Here is a 25,814-nt window from a genome sequence, read left to right as displayed (position 1 = left end):
CGCCCCGAAGGGGCGCGGGGAACTGCGCGCTCAGCCACGACGCAGCCGCAGACGAGCGACGCGTCCCGCGGAGCGCTTCAGTAGCGGCGCAGGCGGCCCGCTATCGCGTGGCCGATGAACAGGTACACGATCGCCGCCAGGCCGTAGCCCGCGACGACCCTCGCCCATGCCGCGTCGAACGTGAACAGGTCGTGCGACCAGCCCGCGAGCCAGCGGGCCACGTCGTGCACGAACTGGACGAGGTCGTTGGCGCGGTTCGCGTCGAGGAGGTACATCAGGATCCACAGGCCGAGGATGAAGGCCATGACGTCCGCGACGATCGCGATGACCCTCGCTGCCTCGTTGGTGCCACGGGTGTTCCGGGTTCGGGGAGACATGAGGGGCGGGTACCGGGCCTGCCCCCGTTGAAACCCGGAAGGAACCCGTACGGGCTCGCCCGGGTGGCGGCACCCCGCGGCCGGGGTGAGGCTGCCGGGAGGACCGCTCACCTCAGGAGGCCGCTGCCGTGCTCAGCCCCGTATCCGTCCGCCGCGCCGGAGTCTCCCTCACCCTGTGCTGCACGCTCCTGGTGGGCGCGACCGCCTGCAACGACGACGACAAGGACAGCGCGGCGACGCCGACCGGGTCCAGCTCGGCAGAGAAGCAGAAGTTCGCCAAGACCCGCTTCGTGGCCAACGCGGGGCTCGCGGCGGGGGCGACGTACCAGTGGATCGTGAAGCCGTTTCGCGCGGGGAAGTTCAAGAGCGGCGCGGACGGCCGCAGGTTCGCCCTGATCAAGGCCGGTCTCGCGGGCGCCTTCACGTACAACAGGCTGAAGGCGGCGACGAAGAACGCCCAGGGCGACCCGACCCTGGCCAAGGCCGTGGCGCCCCTCTCGGCGGGCATCGACGCGCTGAAGGACCTGCCGTCCAAGCTCCGCAAGGGCGAAGGCACGGACTCGATCGTGAACTCCTTCGACGGCATCATCAACGACGTGAAGGGCGCGGGGAGCAGCGCGGGCGCAGAGGTCAAGGACAAGGTGCCGTCGGCGGGTGAGCTCGCCAAGGGGTAGGCGGCGCCTAGGAGTTGAGTTCGGCCAGGGTGCGCAGGGTCAGTGGGTCGGGGGCCAGTACCAGCAGGTCCGTCACCGGGCCCTTGCGCCACAGCTCCAGGCGCTCGGCGATGCGGGCGCGCGGCCCGACCAGCGAGATCTCGTCGGCGAAGGCGTCCGGCACGGCGAGCACCGCCTCCTGCCTGCGCCCGGCGAGGAACAGCTCCTGGATGCGCCTGGCCTCCTCCTCGTATCCCATGCGCGCCATCAGGTCGGCGTGGAAGTTGCGGGCGGCGTGACCCATGCCGCCGATGTAGAAGCCGAGCATGGCCTTGACCGGGAGCAGGCCCTCGGCGACGTCGTCGCAGACCTTGGCGCGGGCCATGGGGGCGATCAGGAAGCCTTCCCCGAGGCCGGTCAGCGACGCCTCGTACGCATCCGTCCTGGTCGGCGACCAGTACAGCGGCAGCCAGCCGTCCGCGATGCGGGTCGTCTGCGCGATGTTCTTGGGACCCTCGGCGCCGAGGAGGATCGGCAGGTCGGGGCGGAGGGGGTGGGTGATCGGCTTGAGCGGCTTGCCGAGGCCCGTGCCGTCCTCGCCCCGGTAGGGATGGGCGTGGAAGCGTCCGTCGAGCTCCACCGGGCCCTCGCGTCGCAGGACTTGGCGGATCACGTCGACGTACTCACGCGTCGCGGTCAGCGGCGACCTGGGGAACGGCCGCCCGTACCAGCCCTCCACCACCTGCGGCCCGGAGAGCCCGAGCCCGAGCATCATGCGGCCGCCGGAGAGGTGGTCGAGGGTGAGCGCGTGCATGGCGGTGGTGACGGGCGAGCGCGCGGCCATCTGTACGACCGCCGTGCCGAGCCTGATCCGTGAGGTCTGTGCGGCGATCCAGGTCAGCGGCGTGAAGGCGTCGGATCCCCAGGCCTCCGCCGTCCACACGGAGTGGTAGCCGAGCCGCTCGGCCTCCTGGGCGAGCGTGACGTGGCCGGGGTCGGGGCCGCGCCCCCAGTACCCGAGTGCGAGCCCGAGCCGCATGCGCCCTCCCAGTCCCGTATCTGACGAACTGTCAGTTCACTGTCGGGTGGCGACTGTACGACAACGGCCCCCCGCCCGGAAGGGCGAGGGGCCGCGAGGTGTCGGCGACGATCAGCCGCGCTGGATCCCCGTGGTGTCCTGGAGGACGCCGCGACGGCCGTCCTGCGTCTGGGCCACCAGGCCGGGGCCGCGCTGCTCGACGGCCAAGTACCAGGTGCCGGGCGCCAGTTCGGCGATCGGCGTGGGCGAGCCGTCCTCCGCGTACAGCGGACGCGGCACCGGCACGGCGAACCAGAACGGCGAGAAGTCACCGGCGGGCGCCTGCGCCTGCGCGGGCGGCGGGGTCTGCCCGGCCTGCGGCTGCGGCTGACCACCGAAGGACTGACCGCCCTGCGGCTGACCGGGCTGGCCCGGCTGGCCGCCGTACGGAGCACCCTGCTGCGGGGCGCCCGCACCCGGGTAGCCGTAGCCGCCCTGCGGCTGGCCGCCGTAGGGCTGCGGGGTCATCGGGCGCGGGGCGCCCATGAGGGGGGCCTTGAGGGCCGGGACGATCAGCGTGGTGATCGCGCCGGCGGCGAGCACCAGGGCGCCGATCAGGCCGAGGATGAGGCCGACACCGGCGTCCGGGGAGTCTCCGCGGGCGCCGAGCGAGCTGTCGAAGAAGAAGCCGTAGGACTGGTCGGTGTCGAAGATCGCGCCGAGGGAGCTCCACGCGGCGGCGATGGTGAACGCCACACCGAGCTGGCCGAGGTCGAGGCCCACGATCTTGCGCTGCTGCGGCAGCGTGCGGCCGACGACGATGAGAGCCGCACCGATGATGCCGAGCAGGTACACGCTCAGCAGCAGGTTGCCGTTCTCCCAGGCGTTCGGCAGCTTGTCGCTGGGGGCGCCTTCGATGTCGAGGGTGTCGAGGAACGAGGCGATGAAGAGCAACACCGCTGCTCCGATCACCACGCCGTCGCCTCGAGTGAGGGAGCGGAAATTCACTTCAGGGTCCTTCGTCAGTCGTCTCGTCAGTGGAGGCGTCGCTGTCGCCGTAGTCGCGGTCGTGTCGCGGTGCGCGAAGCGCGGGGGTGGCCCCTCATCGTATGGAGGACAATATCGTCCGGACGGGCGGGGTGTCTGCTCGGGATAAAGACGTCCACGCTTCGACCACGGGGCCTTCTCGGCCTACCCGCGGAGGAATCCCACGATTCCGTCAGAGATCCCCTGCGCCGCCTTCTGCCGCCACGCGCCGCTCGTCAGCTGCGCCGCGTCCTTCGCGTCGCGCATGTTGCCGCACTCGATGAACACCTTGGGGACGGTGGAGAGGTTCAGGCCGCCGAGGTCCTTGCGGGTGTCGAGGCCCGTGCCGCCGCCGATGTAGTTGGAGGGGGCGCTGCCCGTGGCGTGCAGGAAGCTGCCCGCGATGCGTTCGCCCAACTCTTTGGAGGGCGCCACGATCGGCGTGGTGTCGGCCGATCCGGCCTTCACCTTTCCCGGCATGATCACGTGGAAGCCGCGGTTCCCGGCGCCCGAGCCGTCGGCGTGGACGGAGACGACCGCGTCCGCGTGGAGCTTGTTGCCGATCTGCGCGCGTTCGTCGACGCACGGGCCCCAGGGGCGGTCGCCGTCCTGGGTGAACTCGACCGTGGCGCCCTGCTTCTCCAGCAGGGTGCGCAGTCGCCGGGACACGTCCAGGGTGAACTTGGCCTCGGTGTAACCGGCGTTGGTGGAGGTGCCCGTGGTGTCGCACGCCTTGCGGTTCGTCCCGATGTCGACCTGGCGGTTGATCTCGGAGGCGTGCTGGAAGTTGCCGGAGTTGTGGCCGGGGTCGACGACGACGATCTTGCCCTTGAGTGGGCCGTCCGCGGCGGGGCGCCGGGCGGGCGGCTTCGTAGTCGAATCGTTGCCGTCGCCCTTGCCGTCATCGCCCTTTCCCTTCCCTTCTCCACCTCCCTTGTCGGACTTGTCCGGGTCGGGATGCGAGGGGGAGGACGGGGCGGACCCGGACTCCGGCGGTGTGGCCTGCCGCGACGAGGAGCTCGACGCGGGCAGCGACCGGTCGGGGCCGCCGTCGTCGGAGCCGCTGGTGGCCTGGTAGACCAGCCAGCCCGCGAGGCAGGCCGGCACCAGCGCGGCCACCGTCACGGTCAGCGGGCGCCTGCCGAAGCGGCGCCTCGGCGGCGGGGAGGGATCGAATTCCGGACCTACGTACGACACGAGGGCGAGCCTATCCGCGAGGTCAGGTCCCCGCTCCCGTTCGGCGCAGCACGCGCAGCGAGTCCACCGCTGCGACCTCGGTGAACGCGCCGGACTCCAGGGCCCTGAGGTAGACGCGGTACGGGGCCTGTCCGGTCATGATGTCGACCGGGTCGGGGAAGACGTCGTGGATGACGAGGAGGCCGCCGTCGGCGAGGTGCGGGGCCCAGCCCTCGTAGTCGGCCGTGGCGTGCTCGTCGGTGTGGCCGCCGTCGATGAACACGAAGCCGAGCGGTCCGCCCCACGCCTTCGCCACCTGCGGCGAGCGGCCGACGATCGCGATCACGTGGTCCTCGATGCCCGCCGCGTGCAGGGTGCGGCGGAAGGTGGGCAGCGTGTCCATCCGGCCGACCTCGGGGTCCACCGTCTCCGGGTCGTGGTACTCCCAGCCGGGCTGCTGCTCCTCGCTGCCGCGGTGGTGGTCCACGGTGATCGCGCTCACTCCGCCCCGGCGTGCGGCGTCGGCGAGCAGGATCGTGGAGCGCCCGCAGTACGTGCCGACTTCGAGCAGCGGCAGCCCGAGCGTGGCGGCTTCCGCCGCGGCCGCGTACAGGGCGAGGCCCTCGCCCCGGGGCATGAACCCCTTGGCGGCCTCAAAGGCGGCGACGATCTCCGGCTCGGGCTCGATGGCCACGGGGTCCTCCTGGGCGGGTGGGGTGGGCGCACCATGATGCACGGTGCGCCATGGCCCGGCTGGACGGGGGCGCCCCTTTTCGTTGCCGGGTGCGGGTGGGGGGTCCGTCCTCGCGCAGTTCCCCGCGCCCCTGACCGGGTGTGCCTGGTGGGGGCGTGTATTTGGGGGCGCGGGGAACTGCGCGCTCAGCCCAAGCCGGTCCGCGGATTCTGGCCCCGGGGCCTTGGTGGGGTCGCGTCTGCCGTGTCCGGGGTCGTTGCCGGGTGCCGGTCGTGGTCCGTCCTCGCGCAGTTCCCCGCGCCCCTAAAGGGGCGCGGGGAACTGCGCGACAAGCCGCAGCGGGCCCGCACGCGACGAACGACCCCCCTGCCCCCCGCCCCTGCCCCGCAGGTCACGCGGGGACGTCGCTCCCGTCCTGCGTCGGGGACCCGGCCCCGGCCAACGCCAAGTCGACCCGCACCGCCCGGTCGTCCCCGGGATGCGCCGCCGCGGAGGCATGCGGCGCGTGCCCGCTGGCCGTGGCCGCGAGGACGTAGGAACCGTCCGCGGGCACCGCCAGGGAGTAGCGGCCCTCCGCATCCGTGAGGGCGGCACCCGCCTGCTTGCCGCGCCGGTCGATCAACGTCACCTTGGCCCGCGCGAGCGGCCCCCCGTCCGCGCCGTGCACCTGCCCGTGGAACCCCGCGAGGACCTCCGTGGCGCGCTCCAGGTTGGCGTCCTCCTCGCTGCTCGCGCGCAGCTGCGGCTTGGTCGAGCGGCGTGCGGAGGGGAGGAAGAGGGCGAAGAGCAGACCGACCGCGACCGCGCCCGTGGCGATCAGGAACGAGACGCGGAAGCCGTGCAGGGTGGGCACGTCGACACCGCCGACGTGGTTCGCCGTGTTGGCGAGGACCATGCCGATGACCGCGCTGGACACGGACGTACCGATGGAGCGCATCAGGGTGTTGAGCCCGTTGGCCGCGCCGGTCTCGGACGGGTCGACCGCACCGATGATCAGGGCGGGCAGCGAGGAGTAGGCGAGGCCGATGCCCGCGCCGACGGCCACCGAGATGACGACGGTCTGCCAGGCGGCGCTCATCAGGCCGAGGCCCGCGCCGTAGCCGATCGCGATGATCAGCATGCCGAGGATCAGGGTGACCTTCGGGCCGTACTTCGCCGAGAGGCGGGCGTAGACCGGCGCCATGAACATCATCGTCAGGCCGAGCGGCGCCACGCACAGGCCCGCGACGACCATCGACTGGCCGAGCCCGTAGCCGGTGGCCTCCGGCAGCTGGAGGAGCTGCGGAAGGACCAGTGAGATGGCGTAGAAGGCGACACCGACCATGATCGAGGCGAGGTTGGTGAGCAGCACCTCACGCCGTGCCGTGGTGCGCAGGTCGACCAGCGGCGCCTTGACCCGCAGCTCCATCAGGCCCCAGAGGAGGAGCACGACGGCAGCGGCGCCGAAGAGTCCGAGCGTGGTGCCCGAGCTCCAGCCCCAGTCGCTGCCCTTGGTGATGGGCAGCAGGAAGAGGACGAGCCCGGCGGAGAGGCCGATCGCGCCGAGCACGTCGAAGCTGCCCGGTGCGCGCAGCGGGCTCTCCGGCACGAACAGGAAGGTGAGCACCATGGAGAGGACGCCGAGACCGGCGGCGCCGAAGAACAGCGCGTGCCAGTCGGTGTGCTGCGCGGTCAGGGCGGCGAGCGGCAGTGCGAGGCCGCCGCCGACGCCGACGGACGAGCTCATCAGCGCCATCGAGGAGCCGAGCTTCTCGCGCGGCAGCATGTCGCGCATCAGGCCGATGCCGAGCGGGATGGCGCCCATCGCGAAGCCCTGGAGCGCGCGGCCGACGATCATCACCACGAGATCGTCGGTGAATCCGCAGATCAGCGAGCCGACGACCATCACGGCGAGGCTGCTGAGCAGCATCCGGCGCTTGCCGAAGAGGTCACCGAGGCGCCCCATGATCGGGGTGGACACGGCACCGGCGAGCAGGGTCGAGGTCATGACCCAGGTGGCGTTCGAGGGCGCGGTGCTCAGCAGGGTCGGCAGGTCCTTGATGACCGGCACGAGCAGGGTCTGCATGACCGCGACGACGATGCCGGAGAAGGCGAGAACGGGGACGACTCCGCGTATGCCGCGTGGTGGGGTCGCGGTCATCGACATTGCGTGGGGCCTCCGGGCGGAAGGTGGTGCGTGGCAGGGGTACGTGTAGGCCGAACCCGTTACCCAGGGCGACTATTCCGACGTTTGGCGTACCCGGTGAACTCTTGACCTTCTGTTAACCGGTTCATCATCCGGCGCCCGGAGCGCTCGCGGAAGACGACCCGTATCTGACCTTCCGTCAGATTGAAACGTGTTCTAGTCTGGCCGCCGTCCCGGCAGCTGCTACCGGCGAGGATGCGCATGGGGATCGGAATCACGCAGGAGCAAAGGGAGTTGGCCTCGGCCGTGCGCGGCTGGATCGCGCGCGCCGTGCCACCCGAGGAGAGGCGCGCGCTGCTCGACGAGCCCCACGGGGGCGGCCGCCCCGGCTACTGGGACGGACTCGCCGAGCAAGGGCTGCTCGGGGTGCATCTGCCCGAGGAGTGCGGCGGCGGAGGCGGTGACCTGCTCGATCTCGCCGTCGTCCTGGAGGAGGCGGCCTTGGCCGCGCTCCCCGGGCCGTACGCGGCGAGCTCCCTGGCCGCCACCGTCCTGCACCGCGCGGGCGCCCGCGACCTGGCCGCCGGGCTCGCCGACGGCACCCGCATCGGCGCCGTCGCCCTGGGGCCCGGCACGCTCACCGCCGTCAGCGTCCCGGACGGCTACGTCCTGGACGGCACCGCGCCGCCCGTGCTCTCCGGCGGCGACGCCGACCTGCTCGTCCTGGCCGCCGCGTCCGCCGCGGGCCCGGTCTGGCTCGCCGTCGACGCCGACGCGCTGACCGTACGGACGCAGGAGAGCGCCGATCCGACCCGGCCGACCGCCGAGGTGAGCGCGCGGGCCGCGCACGTGCCCGCGGGGCGGCTGCTCGCCCTGGACGCGGCGACCGTGCGCGACCTGGCCGCTGTCGTGCTCGCCGCCGACGCCTGCGGCACCGCGGCCTGGGCGCTGCACACCGCGGCCGAACACGCCAAGGTGCGCGAGCAGTTCGGGCGGCCCATCGGGCAGTTCCAGGGCGTCAAGCACCTCTGCGCCGACATGCTCGTCCGCGTCGAGCAGGCCCGCGCCCTGGCCTGGGACGCGGCCCGCGCCGCCGACGAGCCGCCCGAGGTGCGCGGTCTGGTAGGCGCCCTCGCCGCCGCCACCGCGCTGGACGCCGCCCACTCCTGCGCCAAGGACTGTGTGCAGATCCTCGGCGGCATCGGCTTCACCTGGGAGCACGACGCGCACCTGTACCTGCGCAGGGCGGTCGTGGCGCGCCAGCTCTTCGGCGCCGGTGACGCGCACCGGCAGCGCGCCGTGCGGCTCACCGAGGGCGGTGCGCGCAGGGAGCTGCGGCTCGCGCTGCCGCGCGAGGCGGAGGCGTACCGCGCGCGGGCCCGCGAGGTGATCGCCGGGGCCCGCGGACTCGACCCCGCGGCGGCCCGCAAGGCCCTCGCGCCCACCGGCTACGCGGCCCCGCACCTGCCCGAGCCGTACGGCATCGGCGCGGGACCCGTCCAACAGCTCGTCATCCAGGAAGAGTTGGCGGCGGCGGGCGTCAAGCTCAGCGAACTCGGCATCGCGACCTGGGTGGTGCCTTCCCTCCTCGCGTACGGCACGGAAGAACAGCGGGAACGCTTCATCGCGCCCACTCTGCGCGGCGAGTTGCTCTGGTGCCAGCTCTTCAGCGAGCCGGGCGCGGGCTCCGACCTCGCCTCGCTGCGCACGAAGGCCGAACGCGTCGAAGGGGGCTGGCGCGTCAACGGCCAGAAGGTGTGGACGAGCGCGGCCCAGTGGGCGGACCACGGCATCCTGCTCGCCCGCACGAACCCCGACGCCCCCAAGCACAAAGGGCTCACGTACTTCCTCGTCGACATGAAGGCCGCGGTCTCCGAGGGGGGCCAGGGGATCGACGTCCGCCCGCTCAAGGAGATCACCGGCGACTCCCTCTTCAACGAGGTGTACTTCGACGACGTGCTGCTCCCCGAGGACGCGGTGGTCGGCCGGGTCGACGACGGCTGGCGGGTGGCCCGCGACACTCTCGGCAACGAACGCGTCCACATGGCCGACCAGTTGACCTTCGACACCGGCCTCGAAGCGCTCATCGCCCGCGCCGCAGACCTGGACGGCTCCTACCGCGCCCGCATCGGCGCGCTCGCCGCGGAGGCGCACGCGCTCGCCTGCATCGGCCTGCGGACCACCACCCAGCAGGTGGCGGGCGCGGAGCCGGGCGCGGGCGCCTCGGTGCGCAAGCTCGTCCAGACCCCGCACCAGCAGAAGGTCGCCGAACTCGCCCTCGAACTGCTCGGCCCCGCGGGCGCGGTGCGCGAGGGCGCGGGGGAGCGGGCGCTGCACGGCTTCCTGATGTCGCGCTGCCTGACCATCGCGGGCGGCACCACCCAGGTCCAGCTCAACGTCGTCGCCGAGCGGATCCTCGGCCTGCCGCGTGACTGAGAGGAACAGCAGAGATGAAGGCGTACATCGTCGGCGTCGGGATGACCAAGTTCGAGAAGCCCGAGACGCGTGACTGGCAGTACTGGGACATGGCGAAGGAGGCGGGCACCAAGGCCCTCGACGACGCCGGGATCTCCTACGAGGACGTGGAACAGGTCCCCGTCGGCTACTGCTTCCAGGTCTCGACGGCCGGGCAGCGCGCCGCCTACGAACTGGGGCTGACCGGCGTCCCCGTCTACAACGTCAACAACAACTGCGCGACCGCGTCGACCGCGCTGATGATGGCGCGGCAGTTCGTCGAGGGCGGCCTCAACGACTGCGTGCTGGCGCTCGGCTTCGAGAAGATGGCGCGCGGCTCGCTCGGAGGCGGCGGCGAGGGCGACTTCAAGACGTCACCCGTCGCCCGCCACTACGGGATCATGGCCACGCGCCACGGCTTCGAGATGACCCCGCCCACCGCGCAGATCTTCGGCAACGCGGCCCGCGAGCACATGGAGAAGTACGGCACGACCGAGGCGCAGCTCGCCGCGGTCGGCGCCAAGAACCACCGGCACTCGGTGAACAACCCCTACGCCCAGTTCCAGGACGCGTACACCGTCGACGAGGTCCTCGCCGCCAAGACCATCCACCGCCCGCTCACCAAGCTCCAGTGCTCCCCGACGTCGGACGGCTCGGCGGCCGCGGTCGTCGTCTCCGAACGCTTCGTGGAGCGGCATGGCCTCGAAGGCCGCGCCGTGGAGATCGCCGCCCAGGCCATGACGACGGACACCGGCGAGTCCTTCGCGTCGGGGTCGTGCGTCGACGCCGTCGGCCAGCCGATGTCACGGGAGGCCGCGCGTCAGGTGTACGACAGGGCGGGGCTCGGCATCGAGGACGTGGACGTCATCGAGCTGCACGACTGCTTCTCCGTCAACGAACTCCTGACGTACGAGGCGCTCGGCATGTGCGCGCCCGGTGAGTCCGGCAAGCTCGTCGAGAGCGGCGCGACGACCTACGGCGGCCGCTGGGTGGTGAACCCCTCGGGCGGTCTCATCTCCAAGGGCCACCCCCTCGGCGCGACGGGCATCGCCCAAGTCGCCGAACTGACCTGGCAGTTGCGGGGCGAGGCGGCGGCGCGACAGGTCGAGGGGGCGCGGGTGGGGCTCGCGCACAACATCGGGCTCGGCGGGGCGGCGGTGGTGACGCTGCTGCGACGGGAGGCGTGAGACCACCGAGTAGGAGCGGCCCGAGAAGGGGTCCCGAGACCTAGGGCTACGGCCCGAGGACTCGTGGAGCGAAATCCCGATGCCCAAGGCACTCATCCCTTGAGAAGATGACTGTCATGGCTCAGACGTCCCCCGACACTTACATAACCGCCGACCCGCCCACCGCCCCCGGCAAGAAGTCCGCCCCCATGTGGGCCGTGCTGCTCGCCGCCTGTGCGGGACAGTTCCTCGTCGTCCTCGACGTCTCCGTGGTCAACACCGCGCTGCCGTCGATGCGGGCCGACCTCGGCATGAGCCCCCTGGGGCTCCAGTGGGTCGTCAACGCCTATTCCATCGCCTTCGCGGGCTTCATGCTGCTCGGCGGGCGCGCCGGTGACCTCTTCGGGCGCAAGCGGATGTTCCTCGTCGGGCTCGCCCTGTTCACCGCGGCCTCGCTCGCGGGCGGGCTCGCGCAGGCCGACTGGCAGTTGCTCGCGGCGCGGGCCGTGCAGGGCCTCGGCGCCGCGGTGCTCGCCCCCTCGACCCTGACGATCCTCACCTCCGCGGTGCCCGAGGGCCCGGCGCGGGTCAGGGCGATCGGCACCTGGTCCGCGGTGGGCGCGGGCGGCGGCGCGGCCGGTGGCCTGGTCGGCGGCGTCCTGACCGACCTGCTGTCCTGGCGCTGGGTGCTGCTGATCAACGTGCCGATCGGCGCGCTGGTGATCCTCGCGGGGGCGGCCTGGCTGAGCGAGAGCCGCGCGAGCGGCACGCGCCGGATCGACCTGCCCGGCGCGATCCTGGTGACGGCGGGGCTCGCGACCCTGGCGTACGGCATCGTGCAGACCGAGCAGAAGGGCTGGACGGCGGCGGAGACCCTGCTGCCGCTGGCCGCGGGGCTCGTGCTGCTCGCCGCGTTCCTGCTGGTGGAGGCGCGCACCAAGGAGCCGCTGATGCCGCTGAAGCTCTTCAGGGTGCGCTCGGTGTCGGCCGCGAACGCCGCGATGTTCGTGTGCGGCGGCGGCATGTTCGCCATGTGGTACTTCATGACGCTGTACGCCCAGAACGTCCTCGACTACTCGCCGATGAAGGCGGGCCTCGCGCTCATCCCGTCGTCGCTGACCATCGTCCTCGGCTCGAAGCTCGCGCCGCGTCTGATGCCGGTGATCGGCGCCAAGAACGTCTCGGTCATCGGCATCGTCATCGCGGCGGCCGGGTTCGGCTGGCAGTCGACCATGACGGCCGACGGGGCGTACGTCACCGCGATCATGCTGCCCGGCATCGTGATGATGCTCGGCGCGGGCCTCGCCTCCACGCCGCTCGCCTCGCTCGCCACGTCGGGCGCGCAGCCGAAGGACGCGGGCCTCGTCTCCGGCCTGATCAACACCTCGCGCACGATGGGCGGTTCGCTGGGCCTCGCGGTGCTCTCCACGGTGGCGGCGACCACCATGGCCGGTTCGACCACGCCGCAGGCGCTGACCGAGGGCTACGCGGCGGCGTTCCGTACGAGTGGGTTCATCCTGCTCGCGGGGGTCGTGGTGATGCTGCTGTGGATGCCGGGGGAACGCTCCTCCGCTCGGCGGCGCGGCGGGAACTGAGTCCGGCGCGGGCGCGTCGTGGCTTGTCGCGCGGTTCCCCGCGCCCCTTCGGGGCGCCCACGACGCGTCACAGCCAGCCCCGCTGCCTCGCCTCGCGGACCGCTTCCATGCGGTTCCGCGTGCCGGTCTTGCCGATGGCCGCCGACAGGTAGTTGCGCACCGTCGACTCCGACAGGTGCACCTTGCCCGCGATGTCGGCGACCGTGGCCCCGTCCACCGCGGCCTTCAGGACGTCCGCCTCGCGGGTGGTCAGGGGGCTGGGGCCCGCGCTCAGCGCGGCGGCGGCGAGCGCCGGGTCGATGACGGTCTCGCCGCGCAGCGCACGGCGGATCGCCTCGGCGAGATCCTCCACGGGCCCGTCCTTGACCAGGAAGCCGACCGCGCCCGCCTCCATCGCGCGGCGCAGATAGCCGGGCCTGCCGAACGTGGTGAGGATCAGGACCCGGCAGTCGGGGCACTCCTCCCGCAGATCGGCCGCGGCGTCCAGGCCGCTGCGGTTCGGCAGCTCGATGTCGAGCAGGGCCACGTCCGGGCGGCTGTCCAGGGCCGCGGAAACGATCTCGTCCCCCGCCCCGACCTGCGCGACGACCTCGATGTCGGGCTCCATCCCGAGCAACAGCGCGAGCGCGCCCCGCATCATGCCCTGGTCCTCGGCGAGGAGGACTCTCACGGACTTCATCGGGCGGTGGTCCCGCGGCATCTCTGTCACGGGACGAGGATAGAGCGGCGGGGCGCCGCGCCCGCTCGACCGGGGCCGCCGCACCCGCCCGGGGTCCGTCCCGCCCGCGGGTGCGTACCGGCGTGTGGCGCGCAGGCGCATGGACGGGCCGTGCGGAGGGCCGGACCCAGCGCGCACCCCGGGGGCGGCTACGCCGGGACCGGATCCGTCTCAGTGACCGGGAGTTCCGCGGTGACGCGGAAGCCCGTGCGCGGTGCGGGGCCCGACTCCAGGGAGCCGCCCGCCGCGGCGAGCCGTTCGGCCAGGCCCTTGAGGCCGCTGCCCGGCGGGCCCTCGCCCGTGCCGCGTCCGTCGTCGGTGATCGTGAGCCGGGTCCGTTCGGCGGTCCCGGTGACCTCGATGTCGCAGCGGGCCGCGCCGGAGTGCCGTACGACGTTGGTGGCGGACTCGCGCACCACCCAGCCCAGGAGCGTCGCCGTCTCCGGGGCGAGCGGCGGGCCCGACTGGCGTACGACCGCCTCGATGCCCGCCGCGCCGAGCAGATCGCGGGCACGGTCGAGCTCCGTGGCGAGGCTGCCCTCGCGGTAGCCGGTGACGGCCTCGCGGATCTCGGTGAGCGCCTGCCGCCCGACGGACTCGATGTCGGAGACCTGGCCCAGCGCCGCGTCCAGGTCGCGCGGGGCGAGGCGGCGAGTGGCCTCGGCCTTCACCACGATCACGGAGAGCGTGTGGCCGAGCAGGTCGTGCAGGTCGCGGGAGAAGCGCAGGCGTTCCTTCTCGACGGCGGTGCGGGCCAGTTCCTCGCGGGCGGCGCGCAGCTCGCGGACCGTCTCGGAGAGGGAGAGGATCGCCGCGGTCACCATCACGGACAGGAACGTCCCGTACGCGATGTTCGCCGCGCCCCACCCCTCCCTGATCCCGCCGATGACGCCCGCGAGGGCGCTGAGCCCGAGGCCGACGGGGCCGAGCCCGCGGCCCCGGACGACGGCTCCGGTGGCGAGGCCGAGCAGCGGGAAGAACATCAGCCAGTTGCCGCCGTAGCCCGCGGCGAGGCCGATGGTGATCGCGGCCAGGGCGCCGAGCGCCCAGAGAGTGGCGGGCGCGGTCCGCGACTTCTTGTCGAAGGCGCGGAACACGACGGCGATGTAGAGGGAGTTGAAGGCGAGCAGGCCCACGCCCGCGATCCACGGGTTGGGGGTCTTGCCCTGGAGCAGGTGGGAGAAGGCGCCCATGCCCATGAGCAGCCAGGGCAGCAGGGCGAAGCCGTTGGGCGGACCGAGCTCCTCCGGGATCTCGCCCGCCTTCTTCTTGGCGCGCCACGCGGGCTTGGCCTCGGCCCAGTCGGCCTTCCACGCCCGGCGGGCGTCCTGCCACTCCCGCATCCGGCAGGTGGTCCGGTGCTTCCAGGACACGACGGTCCCCTCTCCCATGACGCGGAGCCCGTTCACACGGTCCGCGCGGCCCTGCGGTACGAGACCACAGCGTACGAACCGAAGGCCAGCAGCCAGGCGGCGAGCACCGCGACCGTGCCGAGCCCCGGCGCGTTCCCGTCGGCCGCGGACCAGCCGAGGTCGGCGAAGCGGTGGGCGGGCGTGTACGCGCCGATCGCGCGGAGCCAGCCGGGGAACTCGCTCACCGGGAACCACAGGCCGCCGACGACCGCGAGCCCGAGGTTGCAGGCCGTGTTCACCACGCCGGTGGTCTGGGCCGTCAGGCGGTAGCCGTTGCCGATGCCGAGCAGCGTGAAGGGCAGCGCGCCCAGCCAGAGGAAGAGCAGCAGCGCCAGCCACTGTCCCGCGCCCAGCCGTACGTCGTTGACCAGGGCGCCCGCCGTGAGCACCACGGCGACGGAGGGCAGCACCGTCATGGATCCCGCGAGGGCCCTGCCGACCACCACGTCCCGCGGCCGCATCGGCGTGATCCGCAACTGCCGCAGCCAGCCGATCGACTTGTCCTCGGCGACGCCGGTGCCGGTGGCGAGCGCCGAGCCGAGCGCGCCGTACGCGGCCATGCCGACCATGGTGCCGGTCTTCCAGCCCTGGTCGCCGTCGCCGCCGCCGATGTTGGTGAACAGGAGGTACATCAGGACCGGCATGCCGGTTCCGAAGACCACGAAGGTGGTGTCGCGCAGGGTCCTGCGCACTTCGAGCCGGACGTAGTCGATGATCATCGCGCGGTCTCCAGAGGCGTGGCGTGGGCGGAGGTGAGGGCGAGGAAGGCGTCGTCGAGGGAGGCGGGCGCGACCTCGATGCCGCGGACCGCGCCGAGCGCGGCGAGCGCCACGACCGTGGCGTCCGGGTCCTCGGTGCGCAGCCGGGCCCGGTCGCCGCGCACCTCCAGGGAGAGCACGCCGGGCAGTTCGGTGAGGCCCTCGGTGGGGCGGCCCGCCAGGTCGAAGGCGACCAGGCCGCCGCCCGCCGCACGGCGCAACTGCTCACCGGTGCCGTCGGCGACGATCCGGCCGCGGTCGATGACGAGGATCCGGTCGGCGTGCGCGTCCGCCTCCTCCAGGTAGTGGGTGGAGAAGAGCACGGTGTGGCCGCGCAGGGCGTAGCTCCGCATCGAGGTCCAGAAGGCGTGCCGTGCCTCGACGTCGAGGGCGGCGGTCGGCTCGTCCAGGACGACGAGCGAGGGGTCGCCGGCGAGCGCGACGGCGAACCGCACCCGCTGCATCTGGCCCCCGGACAGCTTGTCCACGCGCCGGTCCGCGAGTTCGGCGATGCCCGCGAGGCCGAGGGCCCGGTCGAGGGGCATCGGCGCGGGGTAGGTGCGGGCGACGAAGCCGACCAGTTCGCGGACGGTGACGCGGGGCACCTGGCGGCCCTCCTGGAGCATCGCGCCGACCCGTCCCTCGGCCACGGCCCGCGCGGGGGAGTGCCCGAAGAGCCGCACCGAGCCCGCGTCCGGCTCGTTCAGGCCGAGCAGCAGGGAGAGGGCGGTGGACTTGCCCGCGCCGTTGCGGCCGAGCAGCGCGACGGTCTCGCCGGTGCGTATCTCCAGGTCGAGGCCGTCCACGGCGCGGACGGCGCCGAAGCTCTTGACCGCCTGCGAGAAGGCCACCGCGGGCCCGGCGTGTGGTGTCTCCGGAGGGGCTCCGGCCGCTGTCTTCGTCATGACCACGACGCTACGAACCAGGGGCGGTCCGACGGCAGATGCGCCTGTACGGACTCGGCGGGTACAAATGTCACAACGGCACATCTGACGTTGCGTCAGGAGTCTTCACAAGTCTCCGGGCCTCGGCTATACATGGGATCGCCGGACTGGAACGCGTTCTAGAACGGCCCAGTTGCGACCTCGGTGCGGCCGACGGTGCGGACGGCCGCACCGAGGTCTTCTGCTACCGCCCCAAGGAGCTGCCGCCCCATGCCCATTGACGCCGCGAAGGCCGTGGCCGCCGAGCCCCGGTCCGCCGAGATCGCCTGGGACCACAAGGACATCCAGCTCTACCACCTGGGCCTCGGCGCGGGACTGCCCGCCACCGACCCCGACGAGCTGCGCTACACGCTGGAGTCCAAGCTGCACGTCCTGCCCAGCTTCGCCACCGTCGCGGGCGCGGGCATGGGCGTCGTCGGCGGGCTCTCCGCCCCCGGCATCGAGGTGAACCTGGCGGCCGTCCTGCACGGCGGACAGGCCATCACGCTGCACCGTCCCATCCCGTCCGACGGCAGGGCCACCAGCACCTCCAAGGTCGCCGCCGTCTACGACAAGGGCAAGGCGGCCATCCTCGTCCTGCGCACCGAAGTCGCCGACGCCGACGGGCCGTTGTGGACGAGTGACGCCGAGATCTTCGTACGCGGCGAAGGCGGCTTCGGCGGCGAACGGGGCCCCTCCGCCCGGGTCCCGGCCCCCGAGGGCGACCCCGACGCGGAGGTCGAGCGCCCCGTCCGCGAAGACCAGGCACTGCTCTACCGGCTCTCCGGGGACTGGAACCCGCTGCACGCCGACCCCGAGTTCGCCAAGCTCGCGGGCTTCGACAAGCCGATCCTGCACGGCCTGTGCACCTACGGGATGACCCTCAAGGCCGTGGTGGACACGCTGCTCGGCGGCGACGTCTCCCGGGTGCGGAGCTACCGCACGCGCTTCACCGGGGTCGTCTTTCCCGGCGAGACCCTGCGGATCCGCATGTGGCGCACCGAGGGCCGCGTCCAGGCCACCGTGACGGCGGTCGAGCGGGACGACGCGCCGGTACTCGCCGACACCGTCGTCGAGCACGCCTGATTGTCCGTATGAGAGGAGCCGCACCATGCGCGCAGCCATACTGCACGAGATAGGCCAGGACAAGCTGGAGGTCCTCGACGACGTCGAGGCGGCGGGCTTCGGCCCGGGCAAGGTCAAGATCAGGGTCAGGGCCACCGGGCTCTGCCACTCAGACGTCTCCGCGATGAACGGCGTGCTGCCGCAGCCCGCCCCCTTCATCCCCGGACACGAGGGCGCGGGCGAGATCATCGATGTCGGCGACGGCGTGACCGGGCTCGCCCAGGGCGACCGGGTGCTGCTGTGCTGGCTGCCCGCCTGCGGCGCCTGTCCCGCCTGCAAGCGCGGCCAGACCCAGCTGTGCCTCGCCGGGTTCATGAACGCGGGCACCCCCAACTTCAAGCGCCCCGGCGGCGACGTCTTCGGCTTCGCGGGCACCGGCACCTTCACCGAGGAGGTCGTCGTCGACGCGGGGTGCGCCGTGCCGATCCCCGACGACGTGCCCTTCGACATCGCGGCGCTGATCGGCTGCGGCGTCACCACCGGGCTCGGCGCGGCCATCAACACCGCCGACGTGGCCGCGGGGTCGTCCGTCGCCGTGATCGGCTGCGGCGGTGTCGGCATCTCCGCGATCCAGGGCGCGCGGCTCAAGGGCGCGGCCCAGATCGTCGCCGTCGACCCGGTCGCGTCCCGCCGCGAGGCCGCCCTGAAGTTCGGCGCCACCGAGGCCGTCTCGCCCGACGAACTCACCGACGCCAAACAGCGGATCACCGCGGGCGAGGGCTTCGACTACGTCTTCGAGGTCGTCGGCAAGTCCGCCACGGCCCGTACCGCGTACGAGACGACCCGGCGCGGCGGCACCCTCTGTGTCGTCGGCGCGGGCGCCATGGACGACCACCTCCAGCTCAACATGTTCGAGCTGTTCTTCGACGAGAAGAAGATCCTGCCGTCCATGTACGGCGGCGGCGACGTCCTCACGTCGTACGAGCGGGCCATCGCGCTGTGGCGGGCGGGCCGCATCGACCTGGAGGGCCTGATCACGCACCGCGTGCGGCTCACCGAGATCAACGAGGCGCTCGACCAGATGCGGACGGGCGCGGCCCTGCGCACCTGCATCGAGATCTGAACCGCCAAGATCTGAGAGGACTTTGATGTCACTGCCACTTGATGGTCTGTCCGCGATCGTCACCGGGGCGGGCCGTGGGCTCGGCCGCGCCGAGGCGCTGGAACTGGCCGGGCTCGGCGCGAGCGTCGTCGTCAACGACTTCGGGCAGCCGGGCCGGGACGGCTCGGGCGAGGCGTCGGCGACGCCCGCGGAGGAGGTCGCCGCCGAGATCAGGGCCGCGGGCGGGCAGGCCGTCGCCCACACCGGCGACGTCGCGGACCACGAACAGGCCCGCGCGCTGGTCCAGTTGGCGATCGACACGTACGGAAAGCTCGACATCCTGGTCAACAACGCGGGCATCCTGCGGGACCGGATGATCTTCTCGATGAGCGAGGCGGAGTGGGACTCGGTCATCCACGTCCACCTTAAGGGCCACTTCAGCACGACGCACTTCGCGGCCGCGCACTGGCGCGAGCGCTCCAAGGCGTCCGGCGGCCCGGTGTACGGGCGGATCGTGAACACCTCGTCGGAGGCGTACCTCGCGGGCTCCGCGGGCCAGCCCAACTACGCGGCGGCCAAGGGCGGCATCGTCGGGCTCACCACGTCGACGGCGCTCGCGCTCGCCAAGTACGGGGTGACCGCCAACGCCATCTGCCCGCGCGCCCGTACGCGGATGACCGAGGACGTCTTTCAGGGCTTCCAGGAGCCGGGCGCCGGTCAGCTCGACCCGCTGGCGCCCGAGCACGTCTCACCGCTGGTCGGCTATCTGGCGTCGCCCGCCGCCGCCAAGGTCAACGGACAACTGCTCGTGGTGCACGGCGGCATGGTCGCCATCGTCGAACGGCCCAAGGTGGCGGCCAAGTTCGACTCGGCGAAGGAGACGTTCACCTTCGACGAGCTGGACGAGTTGATCTCCCCGTACTACGCGGACCGGCCGCCGAACGAGACGTTCGCGGCGGCGGAGGTGCTCGGCCTCAAGAGGGGCTAGTACGACCTCACGAGGGGCTGGTGCGAGAGGAGTCGAGGGGACGCGCGAGGGCCCGGCACCGGAGGGTGCCGGGCCCCGTCGAGTGCGTCGGGTCAGGACGCTTCGTCCTGCCTGCGGTGCCGCCCGCGCGGCGCCGCGACCTCGTCGTGCTCGGCCACCGGGCCCCGGTGCTTGCCCGCACCGGAAAGGCGGCTAGCGAGGCCGGAACGCGCGGGCGCCGCTTCCTGCGGCTCGGTGTTCCACTGGGTCTCCGTACTGGTCTCGGTCGTCATCAAACTACTCACCCCGTAAGAAGATCGTTCGGTACAGCCGGGCGAGTCTAACCGTCAAGGATCCGCCCGGTGAGAGGCGCCTCCTGCAAGGGCACGGGCCGGGCCGCCACGGGCTTCGGTGGATCGTCGGCGGACGCCTCTGACCTGCGTGGATCCCCTTCGGCCGGCGTCGGAGGCGGCGGCGCCGCGCGCAGCCGGGCGACACCGCACGGCGCCGCGTCCGTCGCATACGGCAGACACAGCTCGCCCTCCCGCGTCCACCACCCCGAACCCGTCAACCACCCGGGCGGCGCGGCCAGTTGGTGCAGTACGCGCTCGGCGGGCCGCCAGGTGCCGAGCCAGCTGCCCGAAGGCCCGTCGATCCGCAGCGCCACCGCGCAGGCCTCCGGCGTGAGCACCTGTCCCGGCTGGACCGCGAACGGCGTCAGCGCGAGACCGGGCAGGCGCAGGGACTCGGGGAAGCGCACCGGGCGCGTACCGCCGAGGACGCCCCAGCCGACGCGGTCCTCGCCGGGGGCGTCGGAGCGGAGCAGCAGCAGTCCGCTGTCGCGGTCCGCGAGCAGCAGCCGGTCGTCGCTCTCCTCGGAGATCTGGAGCAGCGGGGAGACCTCGCCGCCGCGCTCCAGGTCGACCGCGACCGTCTTGACGCGCCCGTCGAACTCGCGGTCGAGGGCGAGCAGCCGGTCCGTGCCGTCCAGCCAGACGCCGCCCGAACAGCGCCCGGGGATCTCCGCCAGGTGCTCGGGCCCGAAGGATCCGCCCGCCACCAGCCAGACCGCCGATGAACGCTCGCCCGCGGCGATCGCGTAGGCACGGGTGCCGCCGGGCGCGGGCGGCAGCAGGCTCAGCTCGCCGCACTCCACGGCCCCCAGCGGCACCTCGCCGGTGCCGGGGCCCGTCGGGTAGAGCAGCGTGAAGACGTGCCTCGCGTCCACCACGCGGTGGATGAGGACCCGGCCGTCGGCCATCGGCAGCACCTCGGTGCCCGGCTCCTCCGGCTGGTTTCCGGGCAGCGGCACCGCGTAGGGCTCCGCCGAGCCGAGCGTCCAGCGCTCGGGGTACCAGGAGTCCGGCGCGTCCATGCCACGGGCCAGGCGTGCCGCGTACGACCCGTCCGCCGCGATCGTGCAGCCCGCCGTGCGGGTGGGGCCCAGGGAAGGGACCGGCGCGGGTGGCGCTGTCGTCATGGTGGGTGACACCTCCGGCCCCGAAGCTAGTTTTCGTCCGCACTGACGTGGCATCGGTGGCTGTTCACTTCACACAGAAGGGTGGCGATGTGACGATTCGCCTGAGGGGGCGGGCACCGGTGTGCTGCGCAGGGGGCGGTTGTGCCGTACGGCAGGGGCGGCTGTGCCGTACGAGAAGGCTCCGCTTAAGGTTCCGTTTAAAGTTAGGTGAACCTAAGCTCGGCTGGATCCGAGCAGCGCACCCCCTGGAGTCCCGATGTCCGTGTCCATCCGGTCCGTACGGCGCAACCGCCGCGGCGCCGCCGCCGTAGCCCTCGCCGTGACCGCCGCGCTCTCCCTCGCGGCCTGCGGGTCGGGCGACGACGGCTCGGGCAAGTCAGAGAACGGCAGCGGCAGCAAGGCCGTCGCCCAGGGCGGCGACGACTTCGCCAAGGCCGCCGAGCAGACCGCCGAGATGGGCACCACGGCCAAGCCCGGCGAGTTCCCGCGCACCCTCACGCACGCCCGCGGCAAGACCGAGCTCAAGACGCGGCCCGAGCGGGTCGTGGTCCTGGACGTCGGCGAGCTCGACAACGTCGTCTCGCTCGGCGTCAAGCCGGTCGGCTACGCGCCCACCGAGGGCGACGACGGCGTCCCCGGCTACCTGAAGAAGGAGGCCGGCAATCCCAAGGACGTCGGCACGATCAACTCCCTCAACCTGGAAGCCATCGCGAACCTCAAGCCCGACCTGATCCTCGGCAGCGAGCTGCGCGCCGCCAAGCTCTACCCGCAGCTCTCCAAGATCGCCCCCACGGTCTTCTCGATCCGCCCCGGCTTCACGTGGAAGGAGAACTACCTCCTGAACGCGGCCGCGCTCGACAGGACGGCGAAGGCCAAGGAGGAGCTCTCCGCGTACGAGAAGCGGGCGAAGGCCCTCGGTACGGAGATCGCCGAGGCGCACGACGGCAAGAAGCCGACGATCACGATGCTCCGCTACATGCCGGACCGCATCCGCCTCTACGCCAAGGCGTCCTTCATCGGCACGATCCTCGACGACGCGGGTCTGCCGCGGCCCAAGAACCAGCAGGTCAACGACCTCGCCGTGGAAGTGAGCCCGGAGAAGATCGACCAGGCCGACGCGGACTGGATCTTCACGGGCGTCTACGGCGACGCGAGCAAGACGGACCGCTCCGGGGCCGAGAAGAATCCCCTGTGGAAGAAGCTCGGCGCGGTGAAGAAGGGCCAGGCGAAGGACGTCCCGGACGAGACGTGGTACCTCGGCCTCGGTGTCACCGCGGCGGACTCCGTCCTGGATGACCTCAAGAAGAACCTCGGGTAGGGCCCCGTCAGGGGCGCGGGGAACTGCGCGCTCAGCCGGCGAAAGGCCGCAGGCGCGTCTGCTCAGCACTCGGCAGACGCGCCTGCGGCTTTTTCGTGGTTGCTCGCGCAGTTCCCCGCGCCCCTGACGGGGCCCTCCGTGGCGGCTCCATAGCGCTAAGTAACCCGCACCGGCCGAGCGCAGCGGGAAGGTAGCCTTTCCCCGTGCCCCGTCTGTCAGAAGTAACCGCCGCGCTCGACGCCCTGTGGCCCGCCGAACTGGCCGAGAGCTGGGACGCGGTCGGCACGGTCTGCGGCGACCCCGACGCCGAGGTGTCGCGCGTCCTGTTCGCCGTCGACCCCGTCCAGGAGATCGCCGACGAGGCGGTGCGGCTCGGCGCCCAGCTACTGGTCACCCACCACCCGCTCTACCTGCGGGGTACGACCACGGTCGCGGCGTCCACCTTCAAGGGCCGGGTCGTCCACGACCTGATCAAGAACGACGTCGCGCTGCACGTCGCGCACACCAACGCCGACCGCGCCGACCCGGGCGTCTCCGACGCGCTCGCGGGCGCCCTCGACCTGCGGGTCGTACGCCCCCTCGTGCCGGACCCCGCCGACCAGCGGGGCCGTCGCGGGCTCGGCAGGATCTGCGCGCTCGAACACCCCCTGACCCTGAGCGAGCTGGCCGAGCGCGCCGCGAAGCGGCTGCCCGCCACCGCGCAGGGCATCAGGGTCGCGGGCGACCCGGAGCGGCTCATCCGCACGATCGCGGTCAGCGGCGGCTCCGGCGACAGCCTCTTCGACGACGTGCGCGCCGCGGACGTCGACGCCTTCCTCACCGCGGACCTGCGCCACCACCCGGCGTCCGAGGCCCGCGAGCGCACGCCGCTGGCGCTCCTCGACGCCGCGCACTGGGCCACCGAGTGGCCCTGGTGCGAGCTGGCAGCGGCCCAGCTCGACGAGATTTCCGACCGGCACGGATGGGGCCTTCGCGTCCACGTCTCCAAGACGGTCACCGACCCCTGGACCGCCCACGCGGCCTCACCTCACGAATCAACAGGAGCCCCCAACTGAACGCCGCGCCCGCCGACCAGATCCGACTGCTCGACGTCCAGGCCCTGGACGTACGCCTGCAGCAGCTCGCGCACAAGAAGAAGTCGCTGCCCGAGCACGCCGAGATCGAGTCGCTGACCAAGGACCTCACGCAGCTGCGCGACCTGCTCGTCGCCGCGACGACCGAGGAGAGCGACTGCGCCCGCGAGCAGACCAAGGCCGAGCAGGACGTCGACCAGGTCCGCCAGCGCGCGGCCCGCGACCAGCAGCGCCTGGACTCGGGCGCGGTCACCTCGCCCAAGGACCTGGAGAGCCTCCAGCGGGAGATCGCCTCGCTCGCCAAGCGCCAGGGTGACCTGGAGGACGTCGTCCTGGAGGTCATGGAGCGCCGCGAGTCCGCGCAGGAGCGGGTCGGCGAGCTCACCGAGCGCGTCTCCTCGGTCCAGTCGAAGATCGACGACGCGACGGGCCGCCGCGACGCCGCCTTCGAGGAGCTCGACGGCGAGGCCGCGACGGTCGGCAAGGAGCGCGAGGTCGTGGCGGGTTCGGTCCCGGCCGACCTGCTCAAGCTGTACGACCGCCTGCGCGAGAAGGCGGGCGGCATCGGCGCCGCCAAGCTCAACCAGCGCCGCTGCGAGGGCTGCCGCCTCGAGCTCGACATCACCGAGTTCAACGAGGTGAAGGCGGCGTCCCCGGACACGGTGGTCCGCTGCGAGAACTGCGCCCGCATCCTGGTCCGTACGTCCGAGTCCGGCCTGTAAGGACCCCCTGTCCATGCGCGAGTTCATCGTCGAGGCCGACGGCGGCTCCCGGGGCAACCCGGGGCCCGCGGGCTACGGCTCCGTGGTCATCGACGCCACCACGGGGGAGACCCTGATGGAGGCCGCCGAGTACATCGGCGTCGCGACGAACAACGTCGCCGAGTACAAGGGCCTGGTGGCGGGCCTCAAGGGGGCCCACCAGCTGGACCCGGACGCCTCGGTGCACGTGCGCATGGACTCCAAGCTCGTCGTCGAGCAGATGTCGGGACGCTGGAAGATCAAGCACCCCGACATGAAGCCGCTCGCCGCCGAGGCCGCGCGGATCTTCCCCGCGTCCCGGGTGACGTACGAATGGATCCCGCGCGAGAAGAACAAGCACGCCGACCGGCTCGCCAACGAGGCGATGGACGCGGGCAAGCGCGGGCAACGCTGGTCTCCGTCGGCGTCCACCGCGGAGTTCGACGCGCGGGCGGCACGCGCGGCCGCCGAAGCTCCCTCGGGACCGCCGGGAGACGCGGCCGCGGGCGCGGCGAAGGCGCGCGCCGCCCTGAGCACGGCGTCACGCGGGGCGTCGAACGCCGACGCGCACGCCGCGCGCAACGCGGCGGCCCCGCCCGTCGGTTGGGCCGCCCCCGCCGACCTGGGAGCCCCCGCGACCTTCGTCCTGCTGCGGCACGGCGAGACCCCGCTCACGCCCGAGAAGCGGTTCTCCGGGAGCGGCGGCTCCGACCCCTCCCTCTCGGACGTGGGCCGCGAGCAGGCCGAACGCGCGGCGGCCGCGCTCGCCGCGCGCGGCACGATCCAGGCGATCGTCTCCTCGCCGCTCAAGCGCTGCCAGGAGACCGCGCACACCGTCGCCGCGCGCCTCGGACTCGACGTGCACCTCGAAGAGGGCCTGCGCGAGACGGACTTCGGGGCGTGGGAGGGGCTGACGTTCGGCGAGGTGCGCGAGCGCCAGCCCGATGAGCTGACCGCTTGGCTGGCCTCGCCGAAGGCGGCGCCGCCCGGGGGAGAGTCGTTCGCGACGGTCTCCCGCAGGGTGTCGGCGGCGCGCGACCGCCTGACCGAGGCGTACGCGGGGCGCACGGTCCTGCTCGTCACCCACGTCACGCCGATCAAGACGCTGGTGCGCCTCGCGCTCGGCGCCCCGCCGGAGTCCCTGTTCCGCATGGAGCTCTCGGCGGCCTCGGTGTCGGCGGTGGCGTACTACGCCGACGGCAACGCGTCCGTACGGCTCCTGAACGATACGTCGCACCTGCGCTGAGCGGCGCCGGTCAGCGGAGCGACGCCGCCTCGCGCGCCAGGGACTCGACACGGCCCCAGTCCTTCGCCGCGACGGCGTCCGCGGGAAGCATCCAACTGCCGCCCACGCAGCCGACGTTCTTCAGCGCGAGGTAGGCGGGTGCGGAGGCCGGGGTGATCCCGCCGGTCGGGCAGAACCGGGCCTGCGGCAGCGGGGCGCCGAGCGACTTCAGGTAGGCGGTGCCGCCCGCGGCCTCGGCGGGGAAGAACTTCATCTCGCTGACGCCGCGCTCGAGCAGCGCCACGACCTCGGACGTCGTCGAGACGCCGGGCAGGAACGGTACGCCGGAGCCCTGCATCGCCTCGAGCAGCGTGTCCGTCCAGCCGGGGCTGACGAGGAAGCGGGCGCCCGCCTCCACGGAGTCGGAGACGTTCCGCGCCGAGATGACGGTGCCCGCGCCGACCACCGCGTCCGGCACCTCGGCGGCGATGGCCGAGATGGCGTCGAGCGCGACGGGCGTGCGCAGGGTCACCTCGATCGCGGGCAGGCCGCCCGCGACCAGGGCGCGCGCCATCGGCACGGCGTCGTCGAGGTCATCGACGACGACCACGGGGACGACGGGGGCGAGATCGAGCACGGAGGGCACGGAGGAGGTCATAGGGGCATCCTGCACCGACGTACGCAGCATGCGCAAAGGTGGTTGCACATGCTGCAACGGTGTCGTGCGTGATGCCTCAGTGGGTCTGGTG

The 25,814-nt window shown here is 72.6% G+C and carries 24 protein-coding genes; 11 read left to right on the top strand and 13 right to left on the bottom strand.

All coding sequences use genetic code 11. The features are described from left to right. Positions 1 to 77 precede the first annotated feature (77 nt). Entirely contained in the window at positions 78 to 377 is a 300-nt protein-coding gene (locus KY5_RS11970; RefSeq protein WP_098242225.1) for a hypothetical protein, read from the bottom strand. A 128-nt stretch (positions 378 to 505) separates the two neighbouring features. Here KY5_RS11970 and KY5_RS11965 point away from each other — a divergent pair, with 128 nt between their 5' ends. Further along, the gene (locus tag KY5_RS11965) at positions 506 to 1,051 is read left to right on the top strand and encodes a hypothetical protein (protein ID WP_098242224.1); all 546 of its coding nucleotides are present in this window, start codon (positions 506 to 508) and stop codon (positions 1,049 to 1,051) included. Between the two features lie 7 nt (positions 1,052 to 1,058). Here the strand turns inward: KY5_RS11965 and KY5_RS11960 are convergent, their stop codons facing one another. The 5 genes from KY5_RS11960 to KY5_RS11940 form a co-directional block, all read right to left on the bottom strand. Further along, positions 1,059 to 2,069 carry an LLM class F420-dependent oxidoreductase gene (locus tag KY5_RS11960; protein WP_098242223.1) on the bottom strand — a complete coding sequence of 337 codons (1,011 nt, stop codon included), beginning with the start codon at positions 2,067 to 2,069 and terminating at the stop codon, positions 1,059 to 1,061. A gap of 111 nt (positions 2,070 to 2,180) precedes the next feature. Further along, positions 2,181 to 3,056, bottom strand: a complete 876-nt coding sequence (locus KY5_RS11955; protein WP_098242222.1) for a hypothetical protein — start codon at positions 3,054 to 3,056, stop codon at positions 2,181 to 2,183. A gap of 183 nt (positions 3,057 to 3,239) precedes the next feature. Further along, positions 3,240 to 4,271 carry an N-acetylmuramoyl-L-alanine amidase gene (locus tag KY5_RS11950; protein WP_098242221.1) on the bottom strand — a complete coding sequence of 344 codons (1,032 nt, stop codon included), beginning with the start codon at positions 4,269 to 4,271 and terminating at the stop codon, positions 3,240 to 3,242. Positions 4,272 to 4,293: 22 nt separating this feature from the next. Further along, complete coding sequence (locus tag KY5_RS11945; RefSeq protein WP_098247198.1) at positions 4,294 to 4,887, bottom strand: class I SAM-dependent methyltransferase; 594 nt, start codon at positions 4,885 to 4,887, stop codon at positions 4,294 to 4,296. 448 nt (positions 4,888 to 5,335) lie between these two features. Continuing rightward, the gene (locus tag KY5_RS11940; RefSeq protein ID WP_098242220.1) at positions 5,336 to 7,090 is read right to left on the bottom strand and encodes an MFS transporter; all 1,755 of its coding nucleotides are present in this window, start codon (positions 7,088 to 7,090) and stop codon (positions 5,336 to 5,338) included. 240 nt (positions 7,091 to 7,330) lie between these two features. On the opposite strand from KY5_RS11940, the gene KY5_RS11935 reads away from it, so the two are divergent. From KY5_RS11935 to KY5_RS11925, 3 genes are all read left to right on the top strand, one after another. Further along, a complete protein-coding gene (locus tag KY5_RS11935) occupies positions 7,331 to 9,505 on the top strand; it encodes an acyl-CoA dehydrogenase (protein WP_098242219.1) in 2,175 nt (724 codons plus the stop codon). Positions 9,506 to 9,519: 14 nt separating this feature from the next. Next, positions 9,520 to 10,710: a lipid-transfer protein gene (locus KY5_RS11930; RefSeq protein ID WP_098242218.1), complete on the top strand. Its 1,191-nt coding sequence runs from the start codon at positions 9,520 to 9,522 to the stop codon at positions 10,708 to 10,710. A gap of 107 nt (positions 10,711 to 10,817) precedes the next feature. Beyond that, the gene (locus KY5_RS11925; RefSeq protein WP_098242217.1) at positions 10,818 to 12,284 is read left to right on the top strand and encodes an MFS transporter; all 1,467 of its coding nucleotides are present in this window, start codon (positions 10,818 to 10,820) and stop codon (positions 12,282 to 12,284) included. Between the two features lie 67 nt (positions 12,285 to 12,351). Here the strand turns inward: KY5_RS11925 and KY5_RS11920 are convergent, their stop codons facing one another. The 4 genes from KY5_RS11920 to KY5_RS11905 all read right to left on the bottom strand — a co-directional run bounded on the left by KY5_RS11920 (position 12,352) and on the right by KY5_RS11905 (position 16,077). Further along, positions 12,352 to 12,984, bottom strand: coding sequence for a response regulator transcription factor (locus KY5_RS11920; protein WP_098242216.1), 633 nt, complete (start codon positions 12,982 to 12,984; stop codon positions 12,352 to 12,354). Positions 12,985 to 13,151: 167 nt separating this feature from the next. Further along, the gene (locus tag KY5_RS11915) at positions 13,152 to 14,375 is read right to left on the bottom strand and encodes a sensor histidine kinase (protein WP_418952762.1); all 1,224 of its coding nucleotides are present in this window, start codon (positions 14,373 to 14,375) and stop codon (positions 13,152 to 13,154) included. Positions 14,376 to 14,407: 32 nt separating this feature from the next. After that, complete coding sequence (locus tag KY5_RS11910) at positions 14,408 to 15,130, bottom strand: ABC transporter permease (RefSeq protein WP_098247196.1); 723 nt, start codon at positions 15,128 to 15,130, stop codon at positions 14,408 to 14,410. Next, a complete protein-coding gene (locus tag KY5_RS11905) occupies positions 15,130 to 16,077 on the bottom strand; it encodes an ABC transporter ATP-binding protein (protein ID WP_098247195.1) in 948 nt (315 codons plus the stop codon). Before KY5_RS11905 ends, KY5_RS11910 begins: the two co-directional genes overlap by 1 nt. A 249-nt stretch (positions 16,078 to 16,326) precedes the next feature. On the opposite strand from KY5_RS11905, the gene KY5_RS11900 reads away from it, so the two are divergent. The 3 genes from KY5_RS11900 to KY5_RS11890 are packed head-to-tail and all read left to right on the top strand — an operon-like array spanning position 16,327 to position 19,250. Then, positions 16,327 to 17,181: a MaoC/PaaZ C-terminal domain-containing protein gene (locus KY5_RS11900; protein ID WP_098242215.1), complete on the top strand. Its 855-nt coding sequence runs from the start codon at positions 16,327 to 16,329 to the stop codon at positions 17,179 to 17,181. Between the two features lie 25 nt (positions 17,182 to 17,206). Next, on the top strand, positions 17,207 to 18,283 hold the full coding sequence (locus KY5_RS11895) for a Zn-dependent alcohol dehydrogenase (protein WP_098242214.1): 1,077 nt from the start codon (positions 17,207 to 17,209) through the stop codon (positions 18,281 to 18,283). A gap of 25 nt (positions 18,284 to 18,308) precedes the next feature. Further along, positions 18,309 to 19,250, top strand: a complete 942-nt coding sequence (locus tag KY5_RS11890) for a 3-oxoacyl-ACP reductase (protein WP_098242213.1) — start codon at positions 18,309 to 18,311, stop codon at positions 19,248 to 19,250. Between the two features lie 92 nt (positions 19,251 to 19,342). On the opposite strand, the gene KY5_RS11885 is transcribed toward KY5_RS11890, so the two are convergent. Together KY5_RS11885 and KY5_RS11880 are read right to left on the bottom strand one after the other, a co-directional pair. Next, positions 19,343 to 19,522: a hypothetical protein gene (locus KY5_RS11885; RefSeq protein ID WP_098242212.1), complete on the bottom strand. Its 180-nt coding sequence runs from the start codon at positions 19,520 to 19,522 to the stop codon at positions 19,343 to 19,345. Positions 19,523 to 19,569: 47 nt separating this feature from the next. Further along, a complete protein-coding gene (locus KY5_RS11880; RefSeq protein ID WP_098242211.1) occupies positions 19,570 to 20,709 on the bottom strand; it encodes a hypothetical protein in 1,140 nt (379 codons plus the stop codon). Positions 20,710 to 20,965: 256 nt separating this feature from the next. Between KY5_RS11880 and KY5_RS11875 the strand changes: the two genes are divergently transcribed. From KY5_RS11875 to KY5_RS11860, 4 genes are all read left to right on the top strand, one after another. Continuing rightward, positions 20,966 to 22,027, top strand: a complete 1,062-nt coding sequence (locus KY5_RS11875) for an ABC transporter substrate-binding protein (protein WP_098242210.1) — start codon at positions 20,966 to 20,968, stop codon at positions 22,025 to 22,027. Positions 22,028 to 22,230: 203 nt separating this feature from the next. Beyond that, complete coding sequence (locus tag KY5_RS11870; RefSeq protein WP_098242209.1) at positions 22,231 to 23,082, top strand: Nif3-like dinuclear metal center hexameric protein; 852 nt, start codon at positions 22,231 to 22,233, stop codon at positions 23,080 to 23,082. Further along, positions 23,079 to 23,822: a zinc ribbon domain-containing protein gene (locus KY5_RS11865; RefSeq protein WP_199843558.1), complete on the top strand. Its 744-nt coding sequence runs from the start codon at positions 23,079 to 23,081 to the stop codon at positions 23,820 to 23,822. The genes KY5_RS11870 and KY5_RS11865 overlap by 4 nt, the downstream gene beginning before the upstream one ends. A gap of 13 nt (positions 23,823 to 23,835) precedes the next feature. Continuing rightward, on the top strand, positions 23,836 to 25,086 hold the full coding sequence (locus KY5_RS11860; RefSeq protein ID WP_098242207.1) for a bifunctional RNase H/acid phosphatase: 1,251 nt from the start codon (positions 23,836 to 23,838) through the stop codon (positions 25,084 to 25,086). Between the two features lie 10 nt (positions 25,087 to 25,096). On the opposite strand, the gene eda is transcribed toward KY5_RS11860, so the two are convergent. Further along, complete coding sequence (eda, locus tag KY5_RS11855; RefSeq protein ID WP_098242206.1) at positions 25,097 to 25,723, bottom strand: bifunctional 4-hydroxy-2-oxoglutarate aldolase/2-dehydro-3-deoxy-phosphogluconate aldolase; 627 nt, start codon at positions 25,721 to 25,723, stop codon at positions 25,097 to 25,099. Between the last annotated feature and the right edge of the window lie 91 nt (positions 25,724 to 25,814).

It is taken from the genome of Streptomyces formicae (assembly GCF_002556545.1).
GTDB classification, from domain to species: Bacteria; Actinomycetota; Actinomycetes; order Streptomycetales; family Streptomycetaceae; genus Streptomyces; species Streptomyces formicae_A.
Note: the sequence above shows the minus strand (reverse complement) of the source record. Positions and strands in the feature narration are given on the sequence as shown.

What these genes read in the sequence shown, in the direction of transcription:
- KY5_RS11970 (WP_098242225.1), bottom strand. Translation starts at nt 377, where the DNA reads ATGTCTCCCCGAACCCGGAACACCCGTGGCACCAACGAGGCAGCGAGG.
- KY5_RS11960 (WP_098242223.1), bottom strand. Translation starts at nt 2,069, where the DNA reads ATGCGGCTCGGGCTCGCACTCGGGTACTGGGGGCGCGGCCCCGACCCC.
- KY5_RS11945 (WP_098247198.1), bottom strand. Translation starts at nt 4,887, where the DNA reads ATGCCCCGGGGCGAGGGCCTCGCCCTGTACGCGGCCGCGGCGGAAGCC.
- KY5_RS11940 (WP_098242220.1), bottom strand. Translation starts at nt 7,090, where the DNA reads ATGTCGATGACCGCGACCCCACCACGCGGCATACGCGGAGTCGTCCCC.
- KY5_RS11935 (WP_098242219.1), top strand. Translation starts at nt 7,331, where the DNA reads ATGGGGATCGGAATCACGCAGGAGCAAAGGGAGTTGGCCTCGGCCGTG.
- KY5_RS11930 (WP_098242218.1), top strand. Translation starts at nt 9,520, where the DNA reads ATGAAGGCGTACATCGTCGGCGTCGGGATGACCAAGTTCGAGAAGCCC.
- KY5_RS11925 (WP_098242217.1), top strand. Translation starts at nt 10,818, where the DNA reads ATGACTGTCATGGCTCAGACGTCCCCCGACACTTACATAACCGCCGAC.
- KY5_RS11920 (WP_098242216.1), bottom strand. Translation starts at nt 12,984, where the DNA reads ATGCCGCGGGACCACCGCCCGATGAAGTCCGTGAGAGTCCTCCTCGCC.
- KY5_RS11905 (WP_098247195.1), bottom strand. Translation starts at nt 16,077, where the DNA reads ATGACGAAGACAGCGGCCGGAGCCCCTCCGGAGACACCACACGCCGGG.
- KY5_RS11900 (WP_098242215.1), top strand. Translation starts at nt 16,327, where the DNA reads ATGCCCATTGACGCCGCGAAGGCCGTGGCCGCCGAGCCCCGGTCCGCC.
- KY5_RS11895 (WP_098242214.1), top strand. Translation starts at nt 17,207, where the DNA reads ATGCGCGCAGCCATACTGCACGAGATAGGCCAGGACAAGCTGGAGGTC.
- KY5_RS11890 (WP_098242213.1), top strand. Translation starts at nt 18,309, where the DNA reads ATGTCACTGCCACTTGATGGTCTGTCCGCGATCGTCACCGGGGCGGGC.
- KY5_RS11885 (WP_098242212.1), bottom strand. Translation starts at nt 19,522, where the DNA reads ATGACGACCGAGACCAGTACGGAGACCCAGTGGAACACCGAGCCGCAG.
- KY5_RS11880 (WP_098242211.1), bottom strand. Translation starts at nt 20,709, where the DNA reads ATGACGACAGCGCCACCCGCGCCGGTCCCTTCCCTGGGCCCCACCCGC.
- KY5_RS11875 (WP_098242210.1), top strand. Translation starts at nt 20,966, where the DNA reads ATGTCCGTGTCCATCCGGTCCGTACGGCGCAACCGCCGCGGCGCCGCC.
- KY5_RS11860 (WP_098242207.1), top strand. Translation starts at nt 23,836, where the DNA reads ATGCGCGAGTTCATCGTCGAGGCCGACGGCGGCTCCCGGGGCAACCCG.
- eda (WP_098242206.1), bottom strand. Translation starts at nt 25,723, where the DNA reads ATGACCTCCTCCGTGCCCTCCGTGCTCGATCTCGCCCCCGTCGTCCCC.